This window comes from Pseudomonas knackmussii B13 (assembly GCF_000689415.1).
Lineage (GTDB): Bacteria > Pseudomonadota > Gammaproteobacteria > Pseudomonadales > Pseudomonadaceae > Pseudomonas > Pseudomonas knackmussii.
Genome location: NZ_HG322950.1, coordinates 5,500,688 through 5,522,667, shown reverse-complemented (window position 1 = coordinate 5,522,667; position 21,980 = coordinate 5,500,688). Strand labels below are relative to the sequence as shown.

Genomic DNA, 21,980 nt, shown 5'->3' with positions numbered 1-21,980 from the left:
CCGACGGCAGTAAGCCATTCGACTATTACTAAATCTATTGATTCCCTAAAGGAGTGCGGCATATGTCAAAAGGGCATTCGCTACAAGACCCTTATCTCAATACCCTGCGTAAAGAACGTGTTCCGGTGTCCATCTACCTGGTCAACGGTATCAAACTGCAAGGTCAGATCGAATCCTTCGACCAGTTCGTCATCCTGCTGAAGAACACTGTCAGCCAGATGGTCTACAAACACGCCATTTCCACCGTCGTGCCGAGTCGTCCGGTACGCCTGCCCACCGGCGACCAACCGGCCGAGCCGGGCAACGTTTGACGGGAGTCTGTCTTGTTCTTTGAGCGCCCGGGTGGTGGGGAACGGGCCATTCTGGTCCATCTGGAAGGTCAGGACCCCGAGGCGCGCGAAGACCCGCAGGAGTTCCAGGAGCTGGCCCGTTCGGCGGGCGCGGAGTCCGTTGCATTCGTCAGCATTTCGCGCCACCAGCCTTCGGCCAAGTACCTGATTGGCAGTGGCAAGGTCGATGAGCTGCGCGATCTTGTGCACGCGCAGAAAGTCGAACTGGTTATCTTCAATCACACCCTGACGCCCAGCCAGGAACGTAACCTGGAGCGGGCGCTCGAGTGTCGGGTACTCGATCGCACCGGGCTGATTCTGGATATTTTTGCCCAGCGCGCGCGTACCCACGAAGGCAAACTGCAGGTCGAACTGGCTCAGCTCGAGCATATGAGCACGCGCCTGGTGCGCGGCTGGACCCACCTTGAGCGCCAGAAAGGTGGTATCGGTCTGCGTGGCCCCGGCGAAACCCAGCTCGAGACCGACCGGCGCCTGCTGCGCGGACGCATCCGCCAGATCAAGCAGCGCCTGGAAAAGGTACGCAGCCAGCGTGAGCAGGCTCGTCGTGGGCGTCGTCGGGCTGAGATTCCGTCGGTCTCTCTGGTTGGTTACACCAACGCCGGCAAGTCCACGCTGTTCAATGCGCTGACCACTTCCGAGGTCTACGCGGCCAACCAGCTGTTCGCTACCCTCGACCCGACCTTACGGCGGCTTGAGCTCGACGACGTGGGGCCCGTGGTGCTTGCTGATACCGTAGGTTTCATCCGCCATCTGCCGCACAAACTGGTCGAGGCCTTCCGCGCTACGCTGGAAGAGTCGAGCAACGCCGATCTGCTTCTTCACGTGATTGACGCGGCTGAGCCGGAGCGGACTGCGCAGGTCGAGCAGGTGCATGCGGTGCTGGCGGAAATCGGCGCCAACGAGTTGCCGATGCTCGAGGTGTACAACAAGATCGACCTGATGCCGGACTTCGAAGCGCAGATACAGCGCGACGAGGACGGCAAGCCGGTTAGGGTCTGGCTTTCGGCTCGCGAGGGTCGAGGCCTGGAGCTGCTGGAAAAGGCGGTGGCCGAGCTGCTTGGCGACGATATGTTCGTCGGTACGCTCTGTCTTCCGCAGCGTCTCGGTCGCCTGCGTGCCCAGCTCTTCCAGCTGGGGGCCGTGCAGTCCGAGGAGCATGACGAGCAAGGACGCGCCGTTTTGCAGGTTCGCCTGCCGCGTGTCGAGTTGAACCGCCTGGTAAGCCGCGAAGGATGGCAGCCGGCGGAGTTCATTGCGCAACACACTTTGCAATAAAGCCTGAAACGGTGCTTTTGGCAGCGTAGAAGGCATTCTGTAGCATTGGTGGGCGCGCCGTAGGCGCGTTTCGCGTTATCAGATGGAGAGCGCTATGGCTTGGAACGAGCCGGGTGACAACTCGAACAAGAATGATCAGGACCCCTGGGGTGGTCGCCGTGGTGGCGGACGCCAGGGTCCTCCGGATCTTGATGAGGCCTTCCGCAAATTGCAGGAAAGCCTGAACCGTATATTTGGCGGCAAGAAGCGTGGCAGCAGCCCGCTTGGCAATGGTGCGGGGGGCGGTTTCGGCCTTTTCGGCATTGGCCTCGCCGTGCTTGCCGTCCTTTGGCTGTACAACGCCGTCTATGTCGTGGATGAACAGGAGCAGGCGGTAATCCTGCGGCTGGGCAAGTACCATGAAACGGTCGGCCCCGGCTTGAACTTCTATTTCCCTCCGATCGACAAGAAGTTCCAGGAGAACGTCACCCGCGAGCGCGCTTATAGCAAGCAAGGGCAGATGCTCACCGAGGACGAGAACATCGTCGAAGTACCGCTCACCGTGCAGTACAAGATCAGCAACCTGAAGGACTTCGTGCTGAACGTCGATCAGCCTGAAGTCAGCCTGCAGCAGGCTACTGAAAGCGCCCTGCGGCATGTTGCCGGTTCCACCACCATGGATCAGATCCTCACCGAAGGTCGCGAGCAGATGGCGACTGATGTGCGTGATCGCCTGCAGCGTTTCCTGGACAACTACAAGACCGGGGTCACTGTCACTCAGGTGAACATCCAGAGCGCCGCTGCGCCGCGCGAAGTGCAAGAAGCCTTCGACGACGTCATTCGTGCTCGCGAAGACGAGCAGCGCGAGAAGAACCAGGCCGAGGCCTATGCCAACGGCGTGGTGCCGGAAGCTCGTGGTCAGGCTCAGCGCATCATTGAAGAAGCCAACGGCTATCGCGATGAAGTGGTTTCGCGCGCTCAGGGTGAGGCGGATCGCTTCAACAAGTTGACCGCGGAATACCACAAGGCGCCGGACGTAACGCGCCAGCGCCTGTACCTGGACACCATGCAGGATGTGCTGTCGCAGACCAGCAAGGTGCTGGTGACCGGCCAGCAGGGGCAGAACAACCTCATCTACCTGCCGCTGGACAAGATGATGGACGGCCGCACCTCGGCAGCGCCGAGCACCAGTGCACCGAGCAGTACGAGCAGCACGCCGGATCTCGGTTCGCGGGTCGCCAATGACCTGCAGCAACGCGACCAGCGCACCAGGGAGAGCCGCTAATGAGTAACAAGTCGCTGATCGCCCTGATCGCTGGCGTCGTCGTTGCCGTTGCGCTGTGGAGCAGTGTCTACGTGGTACAGCAGACTGAGCGTGCGGTGCTGCTGCGCTTCGGTCGCGTGGTGGAGTCGGATGTGCAGCCTGGCATGCACTTCAAGGTTCCCTACGTTAACCAGGTGCGCAAGTTCGATGGCCGCTTGCTGACCCTGGATTCGCCGACCCAGCGCTTCCTCACCCTCGAGAAGAAGGCGGTGATGGTAGATGCATACGCCAAATGGCGTGTGGCTGATGCAGAGCGCTTCTATACCGCCACGTCTGGCCTCAAGCAGATCGCCGATGAGCGACTGTCGCGGCGTCTGGAGGCTGGTCTGCGTGACCAGTTCGGCAAGCGCACGCTGCACGAGGTTGTGTCCGGCGAGCGTGACGCTCTCATGGGTGACATCACTGCTTCGCTGAACCGCATGGCGCAGAAGGAGCTGGGAATCGAGGTCATCGATGTGCGCGTCAAGGCCATCGACCTGCCCAAGGAAGTCAACCGCAGCGTCTTCGAGCGGATGAGCACCGAGCGTGAGCGCGAGGCTCGCGAGCACCGTGCCAAAGGTCGCGAACTGGCCGAAGGTATTCGTGCCGATGCCGACCGCCAGCGTCGTGTGCTGTTGGCCGAGGCCTATCGCCAGGCTGAAGAAACTCGCGGTGATGGCGATGCGAAGGCGGCGTCCATCTACTCCAAGGCGTATAGCCAGGATCCGGAGTTCTACGCCTTCACCCGTAGCCTGAAAGCGTATCGTGACAGCTTCGGCGATCAGAAGGATGTGCTGGTGCTCGATCCGCACAGCGAATTCTTCCGCTACCTGGAAAAGTCAAAGCCCTGATGCGCTTCTCCGGCGGGCGGCAGCGCCCGCCGGAGAAAACGTGTTATCATGGGTCAGCCGGGAAATCCCGGCTTTTTTGCGTCTGCGAGAATCATGTGGCAGGAATTCGGCAAAGCGTTCTGTCTGTTGCTGGTGCTGGAGGGCATCCTCCCATTCCTGTATCCGCGTGGCTGGCGTGAGGCCGTCAGCGGGCTGGGTCGTCTAGACGATCGACGCCTGCGACTCATCGGACTGGGCAGCATGCTGCTCGGGACCGTCCTTCTTTACTGGATTCATTGATGAATTGCCGCCCGGCTGAAAGGGGAGAGGCGACATGGCAACGGTAGACCGCTGGCTGCTGCCAGATGGGATCGAAGAAGTGCTGCCCCCAGAGGCGGCGCGCGTCGAAGCAGCCCGCCGTCAGGTGCTGGATCTGTTCCAGCGCTGGGGTTACGAGTTCGTCGTCACCCCGCATATCGAATACCTGGAATCCCTGCTGACCGGCGCCGGTCAGGATCTGGACCTGCGTACCTTCAAGGTCACCGATCCGGCTTCCGGCCGTCTGATGGGGTTCCGCGCCGACATCACGCCGCAGGTGGCCCGTATGGATGCCCACAGCCTGCGTCGCGAGGGGCCCAACCGTCTGTGCTACGCCGGCAGCGTGCTGCATGCGCGTCCGCGTGCATTGGCTACTTCGCGTAGCCCGATCCAGCTGGGTGCGGAGCTCTATGGCGATACCGGTTCGGCCGGTGACGTCGAAGTCATCAGCCTGATGCTCGACATGCTGGCGCTGGCCGAAGTGCCCGCCGTGCATATGGACCTTGGCCATGTCGGAATCTACCGCGGCCTGGCCCGCGCGGCCGGTTTGTCCGGCGAGTCCGAGCAAGCGCTGTTCGACGCGCTGCAACGCAAGGCTGTAGACGAAGTCGCCGCGCTGACCGAAGACCTGCCTGCCGATCTCGCCGGCATGCTGCGTGCACTGGCTGAGCTTTGCGGCAGTCGCCAAGTGCTGACCCAGGCTGCCGAGGTCCTGGCTGCTGCTCCGGCCGTTGTGCAGGCAGCGCTGGCTGACCTGACCGCAATCGCCGATGCGCTGGCGCAGCGCTTCCCGACGCTTCCCCTGTATTTCGACCTGGGCGAGCTGCGCGGCTATCACTATCACACGGGGGTGGTGTTCGCCGCCTTCGTGCCCGGCGTGGGCGAGTCGATCGCCCAGGGTGGTCGCTACGATCACATCGGCGCCGATTTCGGTCGCGCACGACCGGCCACTGGCTTCTCCACCGATCTGAAGACGCTGGTGACCCTCGGGCAGGCGCAGTTGGATGTTCCGGTAACGGGCATCTGGTCGCCGGCCGAAGGTGCCGGTCTGTGGCAGGCGGTGCAACGACTGCGCCGCGATGGGCAGCGCGTGGTTCAGGCGCTGCCGGGGCAGGATGCGGCTTCGGCGCGCGAGGCGGGTTGCGATCGGCAACTGCAGCTGCGTGACGGCAATTGGCAGGTGGTGCCCTTCTGATCCCGATAAGGGCTGCCGCGAGTTTCCGCCGGCCGAGGCCGGCACCGAATATCCACGATGGGGACAAGTGTTATGGGTAAGAATGTCGTAGTCCTGGGCACCCAATGGGGTGATGAGGGCAAAGGCAAGATCGTCGACCTGCTCACCGACCAGGCAGCTGCCGTGGTGCGTTACCAGGGCGGCCACAATGCTGGTCACACTCTGGTGATCGACGGTGAGAAGACCGTGCTGCACCTGATTCCGTCGGGCATCCTGCGCGAAGGCGTGCAGTGCCTGATCGGTAACGGTGTGGTGCTGGCGCCCGACGCGCTGATGCGCGAGATCGCCAAGCTGGAAGAGAAGGGTGTGCCGGTGCGCGAGCGCCTGCGTATCAGCCCGTCCTGCCCGCTGATCCTGTCGTTCCACGTGGCTCTCGACCAGGCGCGCGAGAAGGCGCGTGGCGATGCCAAGATCGGTACCACTGGCCGCGGCATCGGTCCGGCGTACGAAGACAAGGTAGCTCGCCGCGGTCTGCGCGTAGGTGACCTGTTCCACCGCGAGCGCTTTGCCGCCAAGCTCGGTGAGCTGCTGGACTACCACAACTTCGTCCTGCAGAACTACTACAAGGAGCCGGCCGTAGACTTCCAGAAGACCCTGGAAGAGTGCATGGCTTATGCCGAGCAACTGAAGCCGATGCTGGCCGACGTGACCTCGACCCTGCACAACCTGCGTCGCGCCGACGAGAACATCATGTTCGAAGGTGCCCAGGGTTCGCTGCTGGACATCGATCACGGCACCTACCCGTTCGTTACCAGCTCCAACACCACCGCTGGTGGCACCGCTACCGGTTCGGGCTTCGGTCCGCTGTACCTGGACTACATCCTGGGTATCACCAAGGCCTACACCACTCGCGTGGGTTCCGGTCCGTTCCCCACCGAGCTGTTCGATGACGTTGGTGCACACCTGGCCAAGGTTGGTCACGAGTTCGGCGCCACCACTGGCCGAGCTCGTCGTTGCGGCTGGTTCGATGCCGTCATCCTGCGTCGCGCCATCGAGATCAACAGCCTGTCCGGCCTGTGCCTGACCAAGCTGGACGTCCTCGACGGCCTGGAGACCGTGCGCATCTGCACCGGCTACAAGAACGCCGCCGGCGAACTGCTGACCGATGCGCCGACCGACGCCGACAGCTATATCGGCCTGCAGCCGGTGTACGAGGATATGCCGGGCTGGACTGACTCCACCGTTGGCGCCAAGAGCCTGGACGCTCTGCCGGCCGCCGCTCGCGCATACATCAAGCGCATCGAGGAGCTGGTTGGTGCGCCCATCGACATCATCTCCACTGGCCCGGACCGCGTAGAGACCATCGTCCTGCGTCATCCGTTCGCCTGATTCGATGCTGTACTGCAACGGGCCGCTCATGCGGCCCGTTGTCGTTTTCGGCTAGACGAAAGTCGTAACGGCACGCCCCTTGCTGGCAATTCGGATCGGCGCATTTCGCGTCAGTATTCCGTTACCTCAGGAGGCATGCCGTGTCCGCCGTCCTTTCGCTTTTGCGCAGTCGTTTGCTGCGTCCCGTTTTCATCGCCCTGGGCGTTGCCCTGCTGGTGCAACTGGTCATTGCCCTGTGGCTGACGCGCAGCACCGTGGATCACCTGGTGGTCAATCTGGGCGATCGCCTGGGTGGTCAGTCGCAGCGCCTTTCCGGAGAGTTGGAGCAGGCGGGTGGTGAGCTCAGCTCCGGGCTCGCCGAGCTTTCTTCGCGTACTCGTGAGCGCCTGGGGGCGGCTCTTTCCGCGCGCCTTGAAGAAGAGCGTGGCGAGACTCGCCAGAGTCTCGAGCAGGGTCTGCGTCAATCGGCCGATCAGCTCGCCCAGTTGCTGGCGGCGGTAGCGCCCAAGGCCATGTGGGACAACGATGTGCCAACTCTGTCGGAGTATGCCCGGCGTGCGCAGGCCAACCCTGACGTGATGTTCGTGGTCTACGACGATCCCGAGGGCAAGCACCTGACTCGCTACCTGAATCGCGAGGATCCCCGAATCCAGGCACTGCTCGCGAAAGGGCAGGGCGAGCATGCGCTGGACAAGGTGCTGGAGGCGGCTGCGCATGACGATTCGGTGATCCTCGCCAGTGCACCTATCAGTCCCAATGGCGTGGTGATCGGAACCGTGCGAGTCGGTGTGTCGACTGCGGCTGTGGATAAGCAGGTCGCGGCGCTGGACAAGCGCTTCTCTGCACTTATCGCCAGTGGTGACCAATTGGTTGCGGACAGCCTGGCCGGTGCGGCCGCGGACAGCAACAAGGCGCTGAGTGCGCGGCTTCAGGCGGCCCGCCAGGCAGCCGGAGAGATGAGCGAGGGTGCGCGGGTGGCCGTCGAAGAGGCGGCTGGCAGTCTTCGCTGGCGTACAGGTCTGGGTCTGGTGCTGGTCGGTCTGGGCGTGCTGCTGGTTCTGGCGCTGGTGCTGGGGCGTCAGGTGGTTTCGCGTCTACGCCTGCTCATTGAGGCGCTCGGTGATCTAGCGGCTGGGGATGGCGATCTGACCCGCAGGGTCCGCCTGGATAGCCGTGACGAATTGGGCGAGATGGCTGCCATGGTCAACCGCTTCATCGACAAGCTGCAGCCGATCGTGCGCGAGGCTGGAGAGGTCGCCCAGCGTACCGGAAGTGAAATTGCTGCATTGGCATCGCGTAGCGCCAGTGCCGAAGCGGCCGCGGATCGGCAGCGCAATGAGGTCGCCGGCAGCCTTGAGGCTCTCGCCGGAATGGCTTCGGAGGCGCAGGTGGAAAGCCAGGCCATGCAGGATGCGCTGCTTCGCGTGGCGGCCATTCGCAAGGCAGCCGATGGCAATGCTGCTATTGCGCGTCGGGTCGGAGGGTTGATGGAGGATCTCGAGTCGCAGGTGCAGACCGGCGCTGGGGTGATCGAGCGTCTCGCCGCGCAGAGTCAACAGATCGAAGTCGTGCTCTCGGTTATCCACGGGATTGCCGAGCAGACCAACCTGCTGGCATTGAACGCAGCCATCGAGGCGGCCCGTGCCGGCGAAAGTGGTCGCGGGTTCGCTGTGGTGGCCGACGAGGTGCGGGCGCTGGCGAGCAAGACGCAGCAGTCTACTGGCGATATCCAGACGCACATCGATGCACTGCAGCGTGGTGCGCGTGAGGCCGTCGAGGCGATTGGGCGTGCGCGCGAGCAGGCGGTCGAGGGTTTGGCTGCGTTGCATGACAGCGAGCGTCTGCAGTTGGAAGTGCAGCGCGCCGTAGAGGAGGTGCATGGGGCGGTGGAGTCTGCCGCTCATGCAGCTGAGCAGCAGGCGGCGGGTGCAGATGCGGTGCGTGGTCGGGTCGAGGTGATCCATGCCGAAGCCGGGCGTGCCGCGGAAGCGGTTGCTGCGACGGCCAATAGCGGGCGTGTGTTGGATGGTCTGGCCGCGCAACTGCGCGGTAGTCTCGGGCAGTTCAGGGCCTGATGCCGAATGGACTCGGCCCCGCTTGAGTGGGGTCGAGCCTGTGCAGGCTTTTATTTTTCGGAATGCAGAAAGCAAAAAGCCGAGCAGTGCTCGGCTTTTTGCTTTGAAGATGGTGCCCAGGAGAAGACTCGAACTTCCACGGTGTTGCCACCGCTAGGACCTGAACCTAGTGCGTCTACCAATTCCGCCACCTGGGCACTGGATGCGATGATTGCTCATCGTTTCCGTGTTACAACGTCTCAGCGACGCTGTGGGCGCGAACTATACGGAGCCCACTTTGGGTTGTAAACCCCTGATGCGATAAAAAATTTATTCTCGGCCCAAGCTGACCGACGAGCGGATTTCGCGCTTCAATATGCAGATGGCGCCCACATTAATGACGACAAGGTGACTTCACCCTAATGGCCGATTGGCAAAACCTCGACCCCGAGGCCGCCCGCGAAGCGGAAAAATACGAAAACCCCATTCCCAGCCGCGAGCTCATTCTCGCGCACCTCGCCGAACGCGGCGCACCGGCGACCCGTGCGCAACTGCTCGAAGAGTTCGGTTTGTCCGACGAAGAATCGGAAGAGGCCTTGCGCCGGCGCCTGCGCGCCATGGAGCGCGATGGCCAGCTTATCTATACGCGCCGTGGCGCCTATGCGCCGGTGGACAAGCTGGACCTGATCCGTGGCCGCGTAGCCGGTCACCGCGACGGTTTCGGCTTCCTGATTCCCGATGACGGCAGCGACGACTTGTTCCTCAGCCCGGCACAGATGCGCCTGGTGTTCGACGGTGACCGAGCGCTGGCGCGTGTTGCTGGCTTCGACCGCCGTGGCCGCCGCGAGGGCGCCCTGGTCGAAGTGATCGAGCGCGCCCATGAAACCCTGGTTGGTCGTTACTTCGAGGAAAGCGGCATTGGCACTGTTGTCGCCGACAATCCGAAGATCCAGCAGGAAGTGCTGATCGCGCCGGGCAAGCAGGGCGCCGCCAAGCACAACCAGTTCGTCCAGGTTCGCATCGATCAGTGGCCGACCGTGCACCGCCAGGCCCAGGGCGAGGTGGTGGAAGTGCTGGGCGACTATATGGCGCCGGGCATGGAGATCGAGGTTGCCCTGCGTAGCTACGACATCCCGCACGTTTGGCCGCAGGGTGTAGAGAAAGAGGCGGCCAAGCTCAAGCCGGAAGTGGCGGAGAAGGACAAAGAGAAGCGCGTCGACCTGCGCGCCCTGCCGTTCGTGACCATCGACGGCGAGGACGCCCGCGACTTCGACGACGCCGTCTATGCCGAGAAGCGCAAGGGCGGCGGCTGGAAGCTGTATGTCGCCATCGCCGACGTATCGCACTATGTGAAGGTCGGCTCGGCCCTGGACGAAGAGGCGGCCAAGCGCGGCAACTCGGTCTACTTCCCCGAGCGGGTCATCCCGATGCTGCCGGAGATTCTCTCCAACGGCCTGTGCTCGCTGAACCCGCTGGTCGATCGCCTGGCGATGGTCTGCGAGATGACCATCTCCAAGTCCGGCCGCATAACTGGCTTCCAGTTCTTCGAGGCGGTGATTCACTCCCATGCGCGGCTCACCTACACCAAGGTAAGCCAGTACCTGGAAACCCCGGACAGCGTGGAAGCGAAACGCCTGGCGGAACAGCTTCCCGGCGTGGTGCCGCACCTCGACACTCTATATGCGCTGTACAAGGTGCTGCTTGGGGCGCGCTATGTGCGGGGCGCCATCGACTTCGAGACCCAGGAAACGCGCATCGTCTTCGGCGCCGACCGCAAGATCTCGGAAATCCGCCCGACCCAGCGCAATGACGCGCACAAGCTGATCGAGGAATGCATGCTGGCGGCCAACGTGGCTACCGCGAAGTTCCTCGAGAAGCTGGAAATCCCCGCGCTGTACCGCGTCCACGACGGTCCGCCGCAGGAGAAGCTGAACAATCTACGGCAGTTCCTTGGCGAACTGGGGCTGACGCTGTATCGCGGCAAGGGTGAGCCGACACCGGGTGACTACCAGGCGCTGCTCGAGACGATCCAGGGGCGCCCGGACTTCCGGCTGATCCAGACAGTGATGCTGCGTTCGCTCAGCCAGGCGGTGTACAGCCCGGAGAACCATGGTCACTTCGGTCTGAACTACGAGGCCTACACCCACTTTACTTCGCCGATCCGCCGTTATCCGGACCTGCTGGTGCACCGCGCCATTCGTAGCGTGATCCGCTCCAAGCGCGAAACCGAGCTGGTACAGCGTGCTGGTGCGACCGCCATGACCAAGGCGCGCATCTATCCGTATGACGAGCTGCGCCTGGATCAGCTTGGCGAGCAGTGCTCGATGACCGAGCGGCGCGCCGACGAGGCGACCCGTGATGTCACCAACTGGCTGAAGTGCGAATACATGCGCGACCGCGTCGGCGATACTTTCGACGGCGTTATCACCGCGGTTACCGGCTTCGGCATTTTCGTCGAGCTGACCGACATCTACGTGGAAGGCCTGGTGCACGTCACCGCGCTGCCGGGCGACTACTATCACTTCGATGCCGTACATCATCGCCTGGCTGGCGAGCGCACCGGGCGCAGCTTCCGTCTTGGCGACACTACTTCGGTGGTGGTTGCGCGGGTCGACCTGGACGAGCGGAAGATCGACTTCGAACTGGCTGACAACGTGCTCAGCGCGCCTATCGGTCGCAAGAAGCGCGGCGAGAAGGCCGAGGTCGAGGCGGCCAAGCCAGCCAAGTCCGCGAAACCAGCCAAGGCACGCAAGGGTGCGCCCCGCGAGCTTCCGCTGGACATCCCGGAGCCGCCGCTGCCCAGCGCACCTCCGCGCAAGCGTAAGGTCGGTATAGTCCAGGCGCTGCCTTCGGTGGCGCCGGAGATGCTCGCGCAAGCCGAGGAAATGCTCGGCAATACCGATGTGAATAAGAGTCGTGCGCTGAAGCAGGCGCTGCTCGCCGAAGCCAAGGTCGGTGGCAAGCGTCCGCCGGCACAGGGCAAGGCGGCCGCCGGCAAGGCGACCGCCAAGGCCGGCGCGGAGAAACCGCGCAAGCCGTCGAAACAGAAAGCCAAGTCCGCCAAGCCGACCAAGCACCGCAAGGGGCCGGCCAAGCCCAAGGCGACTGCGGGCGGGCCGGGAGCAAAGCGTAAGGCGAAGCCATGAGTCAGTGGGAAAAGGTCTACGGCGTGCATGCCGTGGAGGCGCTACTGCGCCACCATCCGAAGCGGGTCAAGCAGCTGTGGCTGGCCGAGGGCCGGCATGATCCGCGGGTCCAGGCGCTGGTCGAGCTGGCCGGGCAGATGCGCGTGCCGGTTGGTACGCGTGATCGCAAGGAGCTCGACGAGTGGGCCGAGGGCGTGCACCAGGGCGTGGTCGCCGAGGTCAGCCCTAGCCAGGTGTGGGGCGAGAACATGCTCGAGGAGTTGCTCGAGCGTACGCCGGGGCCGGCCTTGCTGCTGGCGCTGGATGGTGTCACCGACCCGCACAACCTTGGTGCCTGCCTGCGCACGGCCGACGCCGCCGGCGCTCTGGCGGTGATAGTGCCGAAAGACAAGTCGGCCACCCTCAACGCCACCGTGCGCAAGGTTGCCTGCGGTGCTGCGGAGGTGATCCCGCTGGTCGCCGTGACCAACCTTGCACGCACCCTGGAAAAGCTCCAGCAGCGCGGCTTATGGGTGGTCGGCACGGCGGGCGAAGCAACGCAGATGCTGTATGAGCTGGACCTCACTGGCCCGACCGTCCTGGTCATGGGGGCCGAGGGCAAGGGCATGCGCCGCCTGACTCGCGAGCACTGCGACTACCTGGCCAAGCTGCCCATGGGCGGCAGCGTCAGTAGCCTGAATGTCTCCGTGGCCACCGGGGTGTGCCTGTTCGAGATCGTCCGTCAGCGCCAGATCAAGGCCGCTGTCTGAGGAAGCACGGGGCGGCGCGACGTCGCCCCGTTGCTGTACAAATATTCGTCAATTCGCCTTGCGCCCCTGATCCCCTTTCCCTAGAATGTTGCGCCTTGCCGTCCGGGTAGGTGCTTGCGCGCCTACCTTCGGCAAGTCAAAAAGACATTCACTCCTTGCCTGACCGCTTTGTCGGCAGGCTGCAACCCGTAAGGAGCATTTATGCGTCATTACGAAATCGTGTTCCTGGTTCACCCGGACCAGAGCGAACAAGTCGGTGGCATGGTCGAGCGTTACACCAAGGCCATCGAAGAAGACGGTGGCAAGGTTCACCGCCTGGAAGACTGGGGCCGTCGTCAGCTGGCTTACGCCATCAACAACGTGCACAAGGCTCACTACGTTCTGATGAACGTCGAGTGCACCGCCAAGGCCCTGGCTGAGCTGGAAGACAACTTCCGCTACAACGACGCCGTGATCCGTAACATGGTCATCCGTCGCGACGAAGCCGTTACCGGCCAGTCCGAAATGCTGAAAGCCGAAGAGAGCCGCAACGAGCGCCGTGAGCGCCGTGAGCGTCCTGACGCCAACGATAACGAGTCCGCTGACGGCGAAGATAGCCGCGACAGCGCCGACGAGTAATCCCGGAACAGTATTGAGGAGCCAAATCCATGGCACGTTTCTTCCGTCGTCGTAAGTTCTGCCGTTTCACCGCTGAAGGCGTGAAAGAGATCGATTACAAAGATCTGAACACCCTGAAAGCCTACGTTTCCGAAACCGGCAAGATCGTTCCGAGCCGTATCACCGGCACCAAGGCCAAATACCAGCGTCAGCTGGCGACCGCCATCAAGCGCGCTCGCTACCTGGCCCTGCTTCCCTACACCGACAGCCACGGCCGTTGATCGGGCAGTCGACGAAGGTTTGATGGATAGATCGCATGCGCGCATTGGCTGACTTCGTCATGCGAGGCCGCATGCAGGCGACCCTGGTGGTCGTCCTAGCCGCGGTGCTGCAGCCGTTCTTCTGGCTCGGTGCCGCCGCCGGCAGCCTTGTGCTGTTGCGCCGCGGAGCCGGAGATGCCCTTGGCATCCTGGTCTGGGCGCTGCTCCCGGCCCTGGCCTGGTGGTATCTGGGCGACCCCTCGGTCACCCTGGTCCTGCTGGGTTCTGCGGTTCTGGCGAAGGTGTTGCGCACCAGCATGTCCTGGAATCGGGTCATGCTGGCCAGCGTGGTGTTAGGCGTGTTCTACGTGCTGCTGTTGAGCACGGTGTCCGCCGGCCTGGTTACCGGCCTGGCGGAGGCGTTTCGCAGTGTACTGCCGCAGGTGCTGTCGGAAGCGAAGCTTTCGGCGGACCAGCAGGCCGAACTGCAGGCGGGGCTGGTTCCGGCCGTTACCGGTCTGCTGGCAGCCTCGCTGCAGGTGATCAGCCTGCTGTGCCTGATGCTTGCGCGCTACTGGCAAGCGGCGTTGTACAACCCGCAAGGGTTTGGCCGCGAGTTCCGCGCGCTGCGCCTGTCGGCGCCGGTGGCTGTATCGCTGCTGCTGGGTGTGCTGGTGGTGCCGTTGCTGGGCCCGCAAGCTGCTGTGCTGGCGCCGCTTTGCGCCGTGCCGCTGCTGTTCGCTGGGCTCGCGCTCGGCCACGGGCTGGTTGCACTGAAACGCCTGCCGGGGTTCTGGCTGGTGCTGATGTACGGCCTGGCACTGATGCTAGGGAACGTGATCTGTCTGGTTGCTGTCGTCGATAGTCTGTTCGATTTTCGTGGTCGCCTGGTTCGTCGCCAGGGCACCACGAACGGTGAAGGTTAAAAGTTAAGAGGTAAGACTCAAATGGAAGTCATCCTGCTGGAAAAGATCGCCAAACTGGGCAACCTGGGCGACAAACTGAACGTAAAGGGCGGCTACGCCCGTAACTACCTGCTGCCGCAGGGCAAAGCTACCGCTGCCACCCCGGCCAACGTTGCTGCTTTCGAAGAGCGCCGTGCCGAGCTGGAAAAAGCGGCTGCTGCGAAGAAGGCTGACGCCGAAGCTCGCGCTGCCCAGCTGTCCGAACTGATCGTTACCATCGGCGCCCACGCTGGCGACGAAGGCAAGCTGTTCGGCTCGATCGGCACCCGCGACATCGCCGAAGCGGTCTCCGCTGCCGGCTACCCGCTGGAGAAGAGCGAAGTTCGCCTGCCCGACGGCGCCCTGCGCGCTGTAGGCGAATACAACATCGAAGTGCAGCTGCACACCGACGTTGATGCGACCCTGCACGTGGTCGTAGTCGCCGAGTAAGCGCTCCGTCGCTGCGACTTCGCGTGCACCTTGCGTGCACGCGGCAGTCCGCTAACATCGGGCACGGTATCGCAAGGTACCGTGCCCGTTGTCTTTTCAGCTGTCCCTCAATTTTCTGTACATCGAGCCCATGAACGACATCACCGTCCCCGAGCAGTACGACCTGCAAACGGCCTCCCTCAAGGTGCCGCCGCACTCGATTGAAGCCGAGCAGTCGGTTCTCGGCGGCCTGATGCTCGACAACAACGCCTGGGAGCGTGTGTCGGACGCGGTTTCCGATGGCGACTTCTACCGCCACGATCACCGCCTGATCTACCGCGCGGTGTACAAGCTCGCCGAGAGCAACCAGCCGATCGACGTGGTCACCCTGTCCGAGCAGCTGGAGCGTGAAGGTCAGCTGTCGCAGGTCGGCGGCCTGGCCTACCTGGCCGAGCTTGCGAAGAACACGCCGTCGGTAGCCAACATCAAGGCGTACGCGCAGATCATCCGCGAACGTGCGACCTTGCGGCAGCTGATCGGCATCAGCAACGAGATTGCCGACAGCGCCTTCAACCCACAGGGGCGCGGCGCCAACGAGGTGCTCGACGAGGCCGAGCGGAAGATCTTCGAGATCGCCGAAGCGCGACCGAAGACCGGCGGCCCGGTGGGTATCAGCGACATCCTGGCCAAGACCATCGACCGCATCGACCACCTGTTCAACACCGACGAGGCGCTGACCGGCATCTCCACCGGTTTCACCGATCTCGATGAGAAGACCAGCGGGCTGCAGCCGGCCGACCTGGTCATCGTCGCCGGCCGTCCGTCCATGGGTAAGACCACCTTCGCCATGAACCTGGTGGAAAACGCCCTGATGCGCAGCGACAAGGTGATCCTGGTGTATTCCCTGGAGATGCCCTCCGACTCCATCGTGATGCGTATGCTCGCGTCGCTGGGGCGCATCGACCAGACCAAGGTGCGTGCGGGCAAGCTGGAAGACGACGATTGGCCGCGCCTGACCTCGGCGGTCAACCTGCTCAACGACCGCAAGCTGTTCATCGACGACACCGCCGGCATCTCGCCGTCGGAGATGCGTGCGCGTACCCGCCGCCTCGCGCGCGAGCACGGCGAAATTGGCCTGATCATGGTCGACTACCTGCAGCTGATGCAGATTCCCGGCTCCTCCGGCGACAACCGGACCAACGAGATTTCCGAGATCTCCCGCTCGCTCAAGGCGCTGGCCAAGGAATTCAACTGCCCGGTGGTGGCGCTCTCCCAGCTCAACCGCTCGCTGGAACAGCGTCCCAACAAGCGTCCGGTGAACTCCGACCTTCGTGAATCCGGAGCGATCGAGCAGGACGCCGACGTGATCATGTTCGTCTACCGCGACGAGGTGTATCACCCGGAAACCGAGTTCAAGGGCGTCGCCGAGATCATCATCGGCAAGCAGCGTAACGGCCCCATCGGTACCGTGCGCGTGGCCTTCCTCGGCAAGTACAGCCGCTTCGAGAACCTCGCGCCGGGCATGTACAACTTCGAAGACGAGTAACACGGCCTTGTAAGGGCGGGCTCATCCGCGGCTGCCGGGCCCGGGCTTGGCTTTTCGCGGACGAAGCCCACTTCGACGTTCCCGTTTTTCCTGCCGCCGTGGCGGCAGGGCGGTTATGCTCCACGCTCTTCGCTTGCAGTCCCTAGCCTGGAGCCCCCATGCGTCCCCTCGTCGCCCACATCGATCTCTCCGCCATCCGCCACAACTACGACCTGGCCAAGCGCTGCGCGCCGGGGCGCGAGGCATTCGCCGTGGTCAAGGCCAATGCTTACGGGCATGGCGTGCGCGAGGTGGTCACCAGCCTGCATGACGCTGCCGATGGCTTTGCCGTGGCCAGTCTGGAAGAGGCTGCGGAAGTGCGCGCCCTGCACGGCACCGCGCGCGTCCTGCTGCTGGAGGGCTGCTTCGAGCCGAGCGAGTGCCGGGTGGCTGCGCAATTGCGCCTGGACGTGGCCGTGCAAGGCGAGGAGCAGGCTGTGGCTCTGCTCGCCAGCGAACTGCCTGGGCCGCTGAACGTCTGGCTCAAGCTGGATTCGGGCATGCATCGCCTGGGCTTCGACGCGGTCGCGCTGCGTGCCGTCTTCGGCCGTTTGCGCGCCGCTCCGCAAGTCGCCGAGCTGAACCTGATGAGCCACTTCGCCTGCGCCGACGAGCGCGGCCATTCGCTCAACGAGGATCAGCTGGAGTGCTTCCTCGGCCTGCTCGATCTCGATTTTGACCGGCGCTCGCTGGCCAACTCCGCGGCGGTACTGACCATTCCCGCCGCGCACATGGACTGGATTCGCCCCGGCATCATGCTCTACGGCGCGTCGCCCTTTGCTGACCTCGGCGCTGCGGAGCTCGGTCTGCGCCCGGCCATGAGCCTGCGCGCACAGATCATCGCAGTGCGCGAGGTGGCCGTGGGAGAGAGCGTCGGCTATGGCGCCAGCTGGGTGGCCGAACGGCCCTCGCGCATCGGTACGGTCAGCTGCGGCTACGCCGATGGCTACCCGCGCCATGCACCCAGCGGCACGCCGGTGCTGGTGAACGGGCAGCGCGTGCCGCTGGCCGGGCGGGTGTCGATGGACATGCTGGCGGTGGACCTCACCGATCTGCCGGACGCGGCTGTCGGCGCTGCGGTTGAGCTGTGGGGCGCGGAGCTGCCGATCGACGAAGTCGCGGCGCACGCCGGCACCATCGGCTACGAGTTGCTGACCAAGGTCACTGCGCGGGTGCCGCGCCGCTATAGCGCCTGAGGCATCTCAGGACAGACCGTCCGGGGCGGGAAGCGTGTCCATCCAGAAGTCGCTGGTGCCGCTTTCCGCTTCGCCGGCCAGCGCGTAGCTGGCGCGGCCGCTCCCCTTAACCTCGTACAGCGCCTGGTCGGCAGCCTTGTAGAGCTTGCTGAACTGCAGTGCGTGGCTGGGATAGATGGCCACGCCAATGCTCGGCGTGATGCGCAGTTCCAGCTTGTCGAATTGCACCGGGCGCGACAGTTCGCTGAGCAGCCGTTCGGCGATCTCGCGGGCATGGCCCTCGGCGTCGGGGCCGGCGATCAGCGCGGCGAATTCGTCTCCGCCCAGGCGCGCGACGCAGTCGCTGGAACGCACGCACTGCCGCAGCCGATAGCCGACGTTCTGCAGCATGAAGTCGCCGGCGTCGTGGCCGTGGCGGTCGTTGATCGGCTTGAAGTGGTCCAGGTCGATGAGCATCAGCGCCAGGGTTTCGCCGCGCTGCTGGGCCTGCGTCAGCGCCAGCTCGGCGTGCTCCACCAGGAAGCGGCGATTGGGCAGGCCGGTCAGCGGATCGTTGTGTGCGGCGTGCTTGAGCTGGGCTTCTCGCTCAAGCAGCAACTGGTTGGCCTGGGTCAGTTCGGCCGTGCGGGCCGCCACTGCTTGCGCCAGATCGGTTTGCGCGCTCTGCAGCAGGGTCAGGCGCGCGTTCTTTTCCCGATGCGCCTGGTCCATCGCTTGTGCCCGTTCGCGCTTGAGCTCCTGGATGCGCGAGGTCAGGGCGAAGGAGAAGAGGATCGATTCCATGCCCACCGATACCGGGAACAGGTACGCGGTGGTCGGCGACGGCTGCACTACGCCGAGCGCACGCATCACCGAGACGCTGATGCTGGTGAGCACCAGGCCGAAGCCGATCAGGTACAGCCGCCCCGGCAGCGAGCCCTGGCGGGTACGGGTGATGGCGGCGCCAAGCGCTGCGGGGACTCCGACCAGGGTGGTGCTGGCGATCACCCAACCGGCCTCGGCCCGTCCGACAAAGGCGTTCATCAGGACCGAGGTGACGTACAGCAGGCAGTTCAGGGTCAGCATGTGGTGCGCCCAGCGTACGTGGACGCGGGTTTGCAGCAGCGTCTGGGTGAAGCGCGTGACGCACAGCCCCCACAGCGAGGGCAGGGTGATGCGGTTGAGCCACCAGGGCACGCCGTGCTCCGGCCACAGGTACTCGAAGGCGTGGCCGGTCATGCCCATGCTGAAAAGCAGGGCGAAGGCGGTGGTCAGCACGTACCAGAGGTAGGCGCGGTCGCGCAGGGTGATGAGGATGAACAGGTTGTACAGCAGCAGCGCGCCGATCAGCCCGTAGACCAGGCCGAGGAACAGGTTGGTTTGTGCGCGGTGGTCCTGCAGGTCGTCCTGGCTCCAGAGGCGCAGCGGGAAGGAGTTGCCGGCAGGATCGTAGCTGCGCATGTAGACGCGCAGCGGGCCTTGGCCTTCGGGCAGATGGAACACCGGGCGGCGATAGGTGCGGTCGCGGCCCTCGGCAAAGGGCACGGCTTCGCCGGAGCGCAGCTCGCGGTATCCGCCCTGGCCGTCCGGCAGGTAGACGCGCAGGTCGAGCAGATTGACCGCGTCGACCTCCAGCCACCAGCCGCCGGGCGGTGTCATGCGCTGGTCGAGGTCCAGGCGCAGCCACCAGGAGCTGCTGCTCTGGCCGACGCTGGTGCGGCCGGCGGCGGGCACGAACTCGGCGTCACGCGCCTCGACCTGCTCCAGGTCGAGCTGCTTGCTGTGGTCTTCGAGCAGCGTCAGGGCGTCGTTCAGCCAGCGTCCGCTGGATTGCGAATCGAGCGAAACGGGCTCGGCGGCGAGTGTCGCGAAGGGCCACAGGCATACGGCAAGGATGCACAACAACAGATGGCGCACGACGGACACTCCCTGTACCCGGCAGGATGGATCGAACCGGAAGGTTCGGTCGGGCGAGTATAGCCACTGGCCACGCTGCCCGGCAGTGACCTTTGCGGCCGCGGCCGATCACCGACAGTGCCATCGGTCGGGGATGAAGCCCGAGCGCGGGAGTCGGAATTGCTCACTTTTTGTGCTATATTCCGCGCCCGCGTTTTTCCGCATCCCTTTTCGAGTATCCCGGTGTCCCCGATGCAAGCCGCCAAGCCGCTGTTCGACTATCCCAAGTACTGGGCCGAGTGTTTCGGTCCGGCGCCTTTCCTGCCGATGAGCCGGGCGGAGATGGATCAACTGGGCTGGGACTCCTGCGACATCATCATCGTCACCGGCGATGCCTACGTCGACCATCCGTCCTTCGGCATGGCGATCATCGGCCGCCTGCTGGAAGCCCAGGGTTTCCGCGTCGGCATCATCGCCCAGCCGGACTGGCAGTCGAAGGATGACTTCATGAAGCTGGGCCAGCCGAACCTGTTCTTCGGCGTGGCCGCCGGCAACATGGACTCGATGATCAACCGCTACACCGCGGACAAGAAGATCCGCAGCGACGACGCCTACACCCCCGGCGGCCTGGCCGGCGCGCGCCCGGACCGCGCCAGCCTGGTCTATAGCCAGCGCTGCAAGGAGGCCTACAGCGAAACGCCGGTGATCCTCGGCGGCATCGAGGCCTCGCTGCGCCGTATCGCCCACTACGACTACTGGCAGGACAAGGTCCGTCGCTCGATCCTGATCGACGCTACCGCAGACATCCTGCTGTACGGCAACGCCGAGCGTGCTGTGGTCGAGATCGCCCAGCGCCTGGCCTTCGGCGAGCGGATCGAGAACATCACCGACGTGCGCGGCACCGCCTTCATCCGCCGCGATACCCCGCAAGGCTGGTTCGAGATTGACTCCACCCGCATCGACCGCCCGGGCAAGATCGACAAGATCATCAACCCCTACGTCAACACCCAGGACACCGCCGCCTGCGCCATCGAGCAGGAGAAGGGCCCGGTCGAGGACGCCAACGAGGCCAAGGTCGTCGAGCTGCTGCCCAGCCCGAAGATGACCCGCGAGAAGACGGTGATCCGCCTGCCGTCGTTCGAGAAGGTGCGCAACGACCCGGTGCTCTACGCCCACGCCAACCGCGTGCTGCACCTGGAGACCAACCCGGGCAACGCCCGTGCGCTGGTGCAGAAGCACGGTGAAGTGGACGTGTGGTTCACCCCGCCGCCCATTCCGATGACCACCGAGGAAATGGACTACGTGTTCGGCATGCCCTATGCGCGCGTGCCGCACCCGGCGTACGGCAAGGCGCGGATTCCGGCCTACGAGATGATCCGTTTCTCGGTCAACATCATGCGTGGCTGCTTCGGTGGCTGCACCTTCTGCTCGATCACCGAGCACGAAGGCCGGATCATCCAGAACCGCTCGCACGAGTCGATCCTCAACGAGATCGAGGAAATGCGAGACAAGGTGCCGGGCTTCACCGGCGTGGTCTCCGACCTCGGCGGGCCGACCGCCAACATGTACCGCATCGCCTGCAAGAGCACGGAGATCGAGAAGCACTGCCGCAAGCCGTCCTGCGTGTTCCCCGGCATCTGCGAGAACCTGAACACCGACCACAGCTCGCTGATCGAGCTGTACCGCAAGGCCCGCGCCTTGCCGGGTGTGAAGAAGATCCTGATTGCATCGGGCCTGCGCTACGACCTCGCCGTGGAGTCGCCGGAGTACGTCAAGGAGCTGGTCACCCACCACGTCGGCGGCTACCTGAAGATCGCTCCGGAGCACACCGAACGCGGCCCGCTGGACAAGATGATGAAGCCGGGTATCGGCAGCTACGACCGCTTCAAGCAGATGTTCGAGAAGTACTCGAAGGAGGCGGGCAAGGAGCAATACCTGATCCCGTACTTCATCGCCGCGCACCCGGGCACCACCGACGAAGACATGATGAACCTCGCCCTGTGGCTCAAGCGCAACGGCTTCCGCGCCGACCAGGTGCAGGCCTTCTATCCCTCGCCCATGGCCAGCGCCACGGCGATGTACCACTCGGGCAAGAACCCGCTGCGCAAGGTCACCTACAAGAGCGACGGCGTGACCATCGTCAAGAGCGACCAGCAGCGCCGCCTGCACAAGGCCTTCCTGCGCTACCACGACCCGAAGGGCTGGCCGATGCTGCGCGAGGCGCTGGAGCGCATGGGCCGTGCGGACCTGATCGGCAACGGCAAGCATCACCTGATCCCGACCTACCAGCCGCAGACCGACGAGTACCAGAGCGCGCGCCGCAAGAACTCGACCCCGTCCGGCAGCAAGAAGGTCGCCGGCAACGGTGGCGGACGCGTCCTGACCCAGCACACCGGCCTGCCGCCGCGCGCCAGCGACGGCTCCAAGCCGTGGAACAAGGTGGAAGAGGGCAAGGCCAGCGGCTACGCCAAGGGCAAGAAGCGCACTACCAAGCGCCAGCCGAACCTACCGCGCTGAGTGACATCGA

Annotated in this window: 18 protein-coding genes, 1 tRNA gene and 1 pseudogene; 18 read left to right on the top strand and 2 right to left on the bottom strand. The window is 64.2% G+C overall.

Going from position 1 to position 21,980, the window contains the following annotated elements:
- Nucleotides 1–62 precede the first annotated feature (62 nt).
- The 9 genes and pseudogenes from hfq (at nt 63) to PKB_RS30635 (ending at nt 8,693) form a co-directional block, all read left to right on the top strand.
- A complete protein-coding gene (gene hfq / locus PKB_RS25895; protein ID WP_017520393.1) occupies nt 63–311 on the top strand; it encodes an RNA chaperone Hfq in 249 nt (82 codons plus the stop codon).
- A 12-nt stretch (nt 312–323) separates the two neighbouring features.
- Nucleotides 324–1,625, top strand: coding sequence for a ribosome rescue GTPase HflX (hflX, locus tag PKB_RS25890; protein WP_043255747.1), 1,302 nt, complete (start codon nt 324–326; stop codon nt 1,623–1,625).
- Nucleotides 1,626–1,719: 94 nt separating this feature from the next.
- Nucleotides 1,720–2,889 (top strand): FtsH protease activity modulator HflK, encoded by a 1,170-nt coding sequence (gene hflK / locus PKB_RS25885; protein ID WP_043255746.1) that lies wholly within the window; start codon nt 1,720–1,722, stop codon nt 2,887–2,889.
- Complete coding sequence (gene hflC / locus PKB_RS25880) at nt 2,889–3,758, top strand: protease modulator HflC (protein ID WP_043255745.1); 870 nt, start codon at nt 2,889–2,891, stop codon at nt 3,756–3,758. Before hflK ends, hflC begins: the two co-directional genes overlap by 1 nt.
- 93 nt (nt 3,759–3,851) lie before the next feature.
- Complete coding sequence (locus tag PKB_RS25875; RefSeq protein WP_043257812.1) at nt 3,852–4,037, top strand: DUF2065 domain-containing protein; 186 nt, start codon at nt 3,852–3,854, stop codon at nt 4,035–4,037.
- A gap of 34 nt (nt 4,038–4,071) precedes the next feature.
- Nucleotides 4,072–5,250, top strand: coding sequence for an ATP phosphoribosyltransferase regulatory subunit (locus tag PKB_RS25870; RefSeq protein WP_043255744.1), 1,179 nt, complete (start codon nt 4,072–4,074; stop codon nt 5,248–5,250).
- A gap of 72 nt (nt 5,251–5,322) precedes the next feature.
- Nucleotides 5,323–6,618 carry an adenylosuccinate synthase gene (locus PKB_RS25865; RefSeq protein WP_043255743.1) on the top strand — a complete coding sequence of 432 codons (1,296 nt, stop codon included), beginning with the start codon at nt 5,323–5,325 and terminating at the stop codon, nt 6,616–6,618.
- Nucleotides 6,619–7,130: 512 nt separating this feature from the next.
- Nucleotides 7,131–7,835: pseudogene (locus PKB_RS30640) on the top strand (HAMP domain-containing protein); the annotation flags it as partial.
- A complete protein-coding gene (locus tag PKB_RS30635; protein ID WP_408004251.1) occupies nt 7,809–8,693 on the top strand; it encodes a methyl-accepting chemotaxis protein in 885 nt (294 codons plus the stop codon). The pseudogene PKB_RS30640 and the gene PKB_RS30635, both read left to right, overlap by 27 nt.
- Nucleotides 8,694–8,803: 110 nt before the next feature.
- On the opposite strand, the gene PKB_RS25855 is transcribed toward PKB_RS30635, so the two are convergent.
- Nucleotides 8,804–8,890, bottom strand: a tRNA-Leu gene (locus PKB_RS25855).
- Nucleotides 8,891–9,094: 204 nt separating this feature from the next.
- Between PKB_RS25855 and rnr the strand changes: the two genes are divergently transcribed.
- The 8 genes from rnr (at nt 9,095) to alr (ending at nt 17,578) form a co-directional block, all read left to right on the top strand.
- On the top strand, nt 9,095–11,818 hold the full coding sequence (rnr, locus tag PKB_RS25850) for a ribonuclease R (protein WP_043255738.1): 2,724 nt from the start codon (nt 9,095–9,097) through the stop codon (nt 11,816–11,818).
- A complete protein-coding gene (gene rlmB, locus PKB_RS25845; RefSeq protein WP_043255737.1) occupies nt 11,815–12,567 on the top strand; it encodes a 23S rRNA (guanosine(2251)-2'-O)-methyltransferase RlmB in 753 nt (250 codons plus the stop codon). Before rnr ends, rlmB begins: the two co-directional genes overlap by 4 nt.
- Nucleotides 12,568–12,768: 201 nt before the next feature.
- On the top strand, nt 12,769–13,185 hold the full coding sequence (gene rpsF / locus PKB_RS25840) for a 30S ribosomal protein S6 (protein WP_043255735.1): 417 nt from the start codon (nt 12,769–12,771) through the stop codon (nt 13,183–13,185).
- A gap of 29 nt (nt 13,186–13,214) precedes the next feature.
- Complete coding sequence (rpsR, locus tag PKB_RS25835) at nt 13,215–13,445, top strand: 30S ribosomal protein S18 (protein WP_003095634.1); 231 nt, start codon at nt 13,215–13,217, stop codon at nt 13,443–13,445.
- Nucleotides 13,446–13,480: 35 nt separating this feature from the next.
- A complete protein-coding gene (locus PKB_RS25830; RefSeq protein WP_043255733.1) occupies nt 13,481–14,350 on the top strand; it encodes a hypothetical protein in 870 nt (289 codons plus the stop codon).
- 21 nt (nt 14,351–14,371) lie between these two features.
- Nucleotides 14,372–14,818, top strand: coding sequence for a 50S ribosomal protein L9 (rplI, locus tag PKB_RS25825; RefSeq protein ID WP_043255731.1), 447 nt, complete (start codon nt 14,372–14,374; stop codon nt 14,816–14,818).
- 130 nt (nt 14,819–14,948) lie between these two features.
- Nucleotides 14,949–16,343 carry a replicative DNA helicase gene (dnaB, locus tag PKB_RS25820; RefSeq protein WP_043255729.1) on the top strand — a complete coding sequence of 465 codons (1,395 nt, stop codon included), beginning with the start codon at nt 14,949–14,951 and terminating at the stop codon, nt 16,341–16,343.
- A gap of 158 nt (nt 16,344–16,501) precedes the next feature.
- Nucleotides 16,502–17,578, top strand: a complete 1,077-nt coding sequence (alr, locus tag PKB_RS25815) for an alanine racemase (RefSeq protein WP_043255727.1) — start codon at nt 16,502–16,504, stop codon at nt 17,576–17,578.
- A gap of 6 nt (nt 17,579–17,584) precedes the next feature.
- Here the strand turns inward: alr and PKB_RS25810 are convergent, their stop codons facing one another.
- Entirely contained in the window at nt 17,585–19,474 is a 1,890-nt protein-coding gene (locus PKB_RS25810) for a diguanylate cyclase (RefSeq protein WP_043255725.1), read from the bottom strand.
- Between the two features lie 231 nt (nt 19,475–19,705).
- On the opposite strand from PKB_RS25810, the gene PKB_RS25805 reads away from it, so the two are divergent.
- The gene (locus tag PKB_RS25805; protein ID WP_043255724.1) at nt 19,706–21,970 is read left to right on the top strand and encodes a YgiQ family radical SAM protein; all 2,265 of its coding nucleotides are present in this window, start codon (nt 19,706–19,708) and stop codon (nt 21,968–21,970) included.
- Nucleotides 21,971–21,980 lie beyond the last annotated feature (10 nt).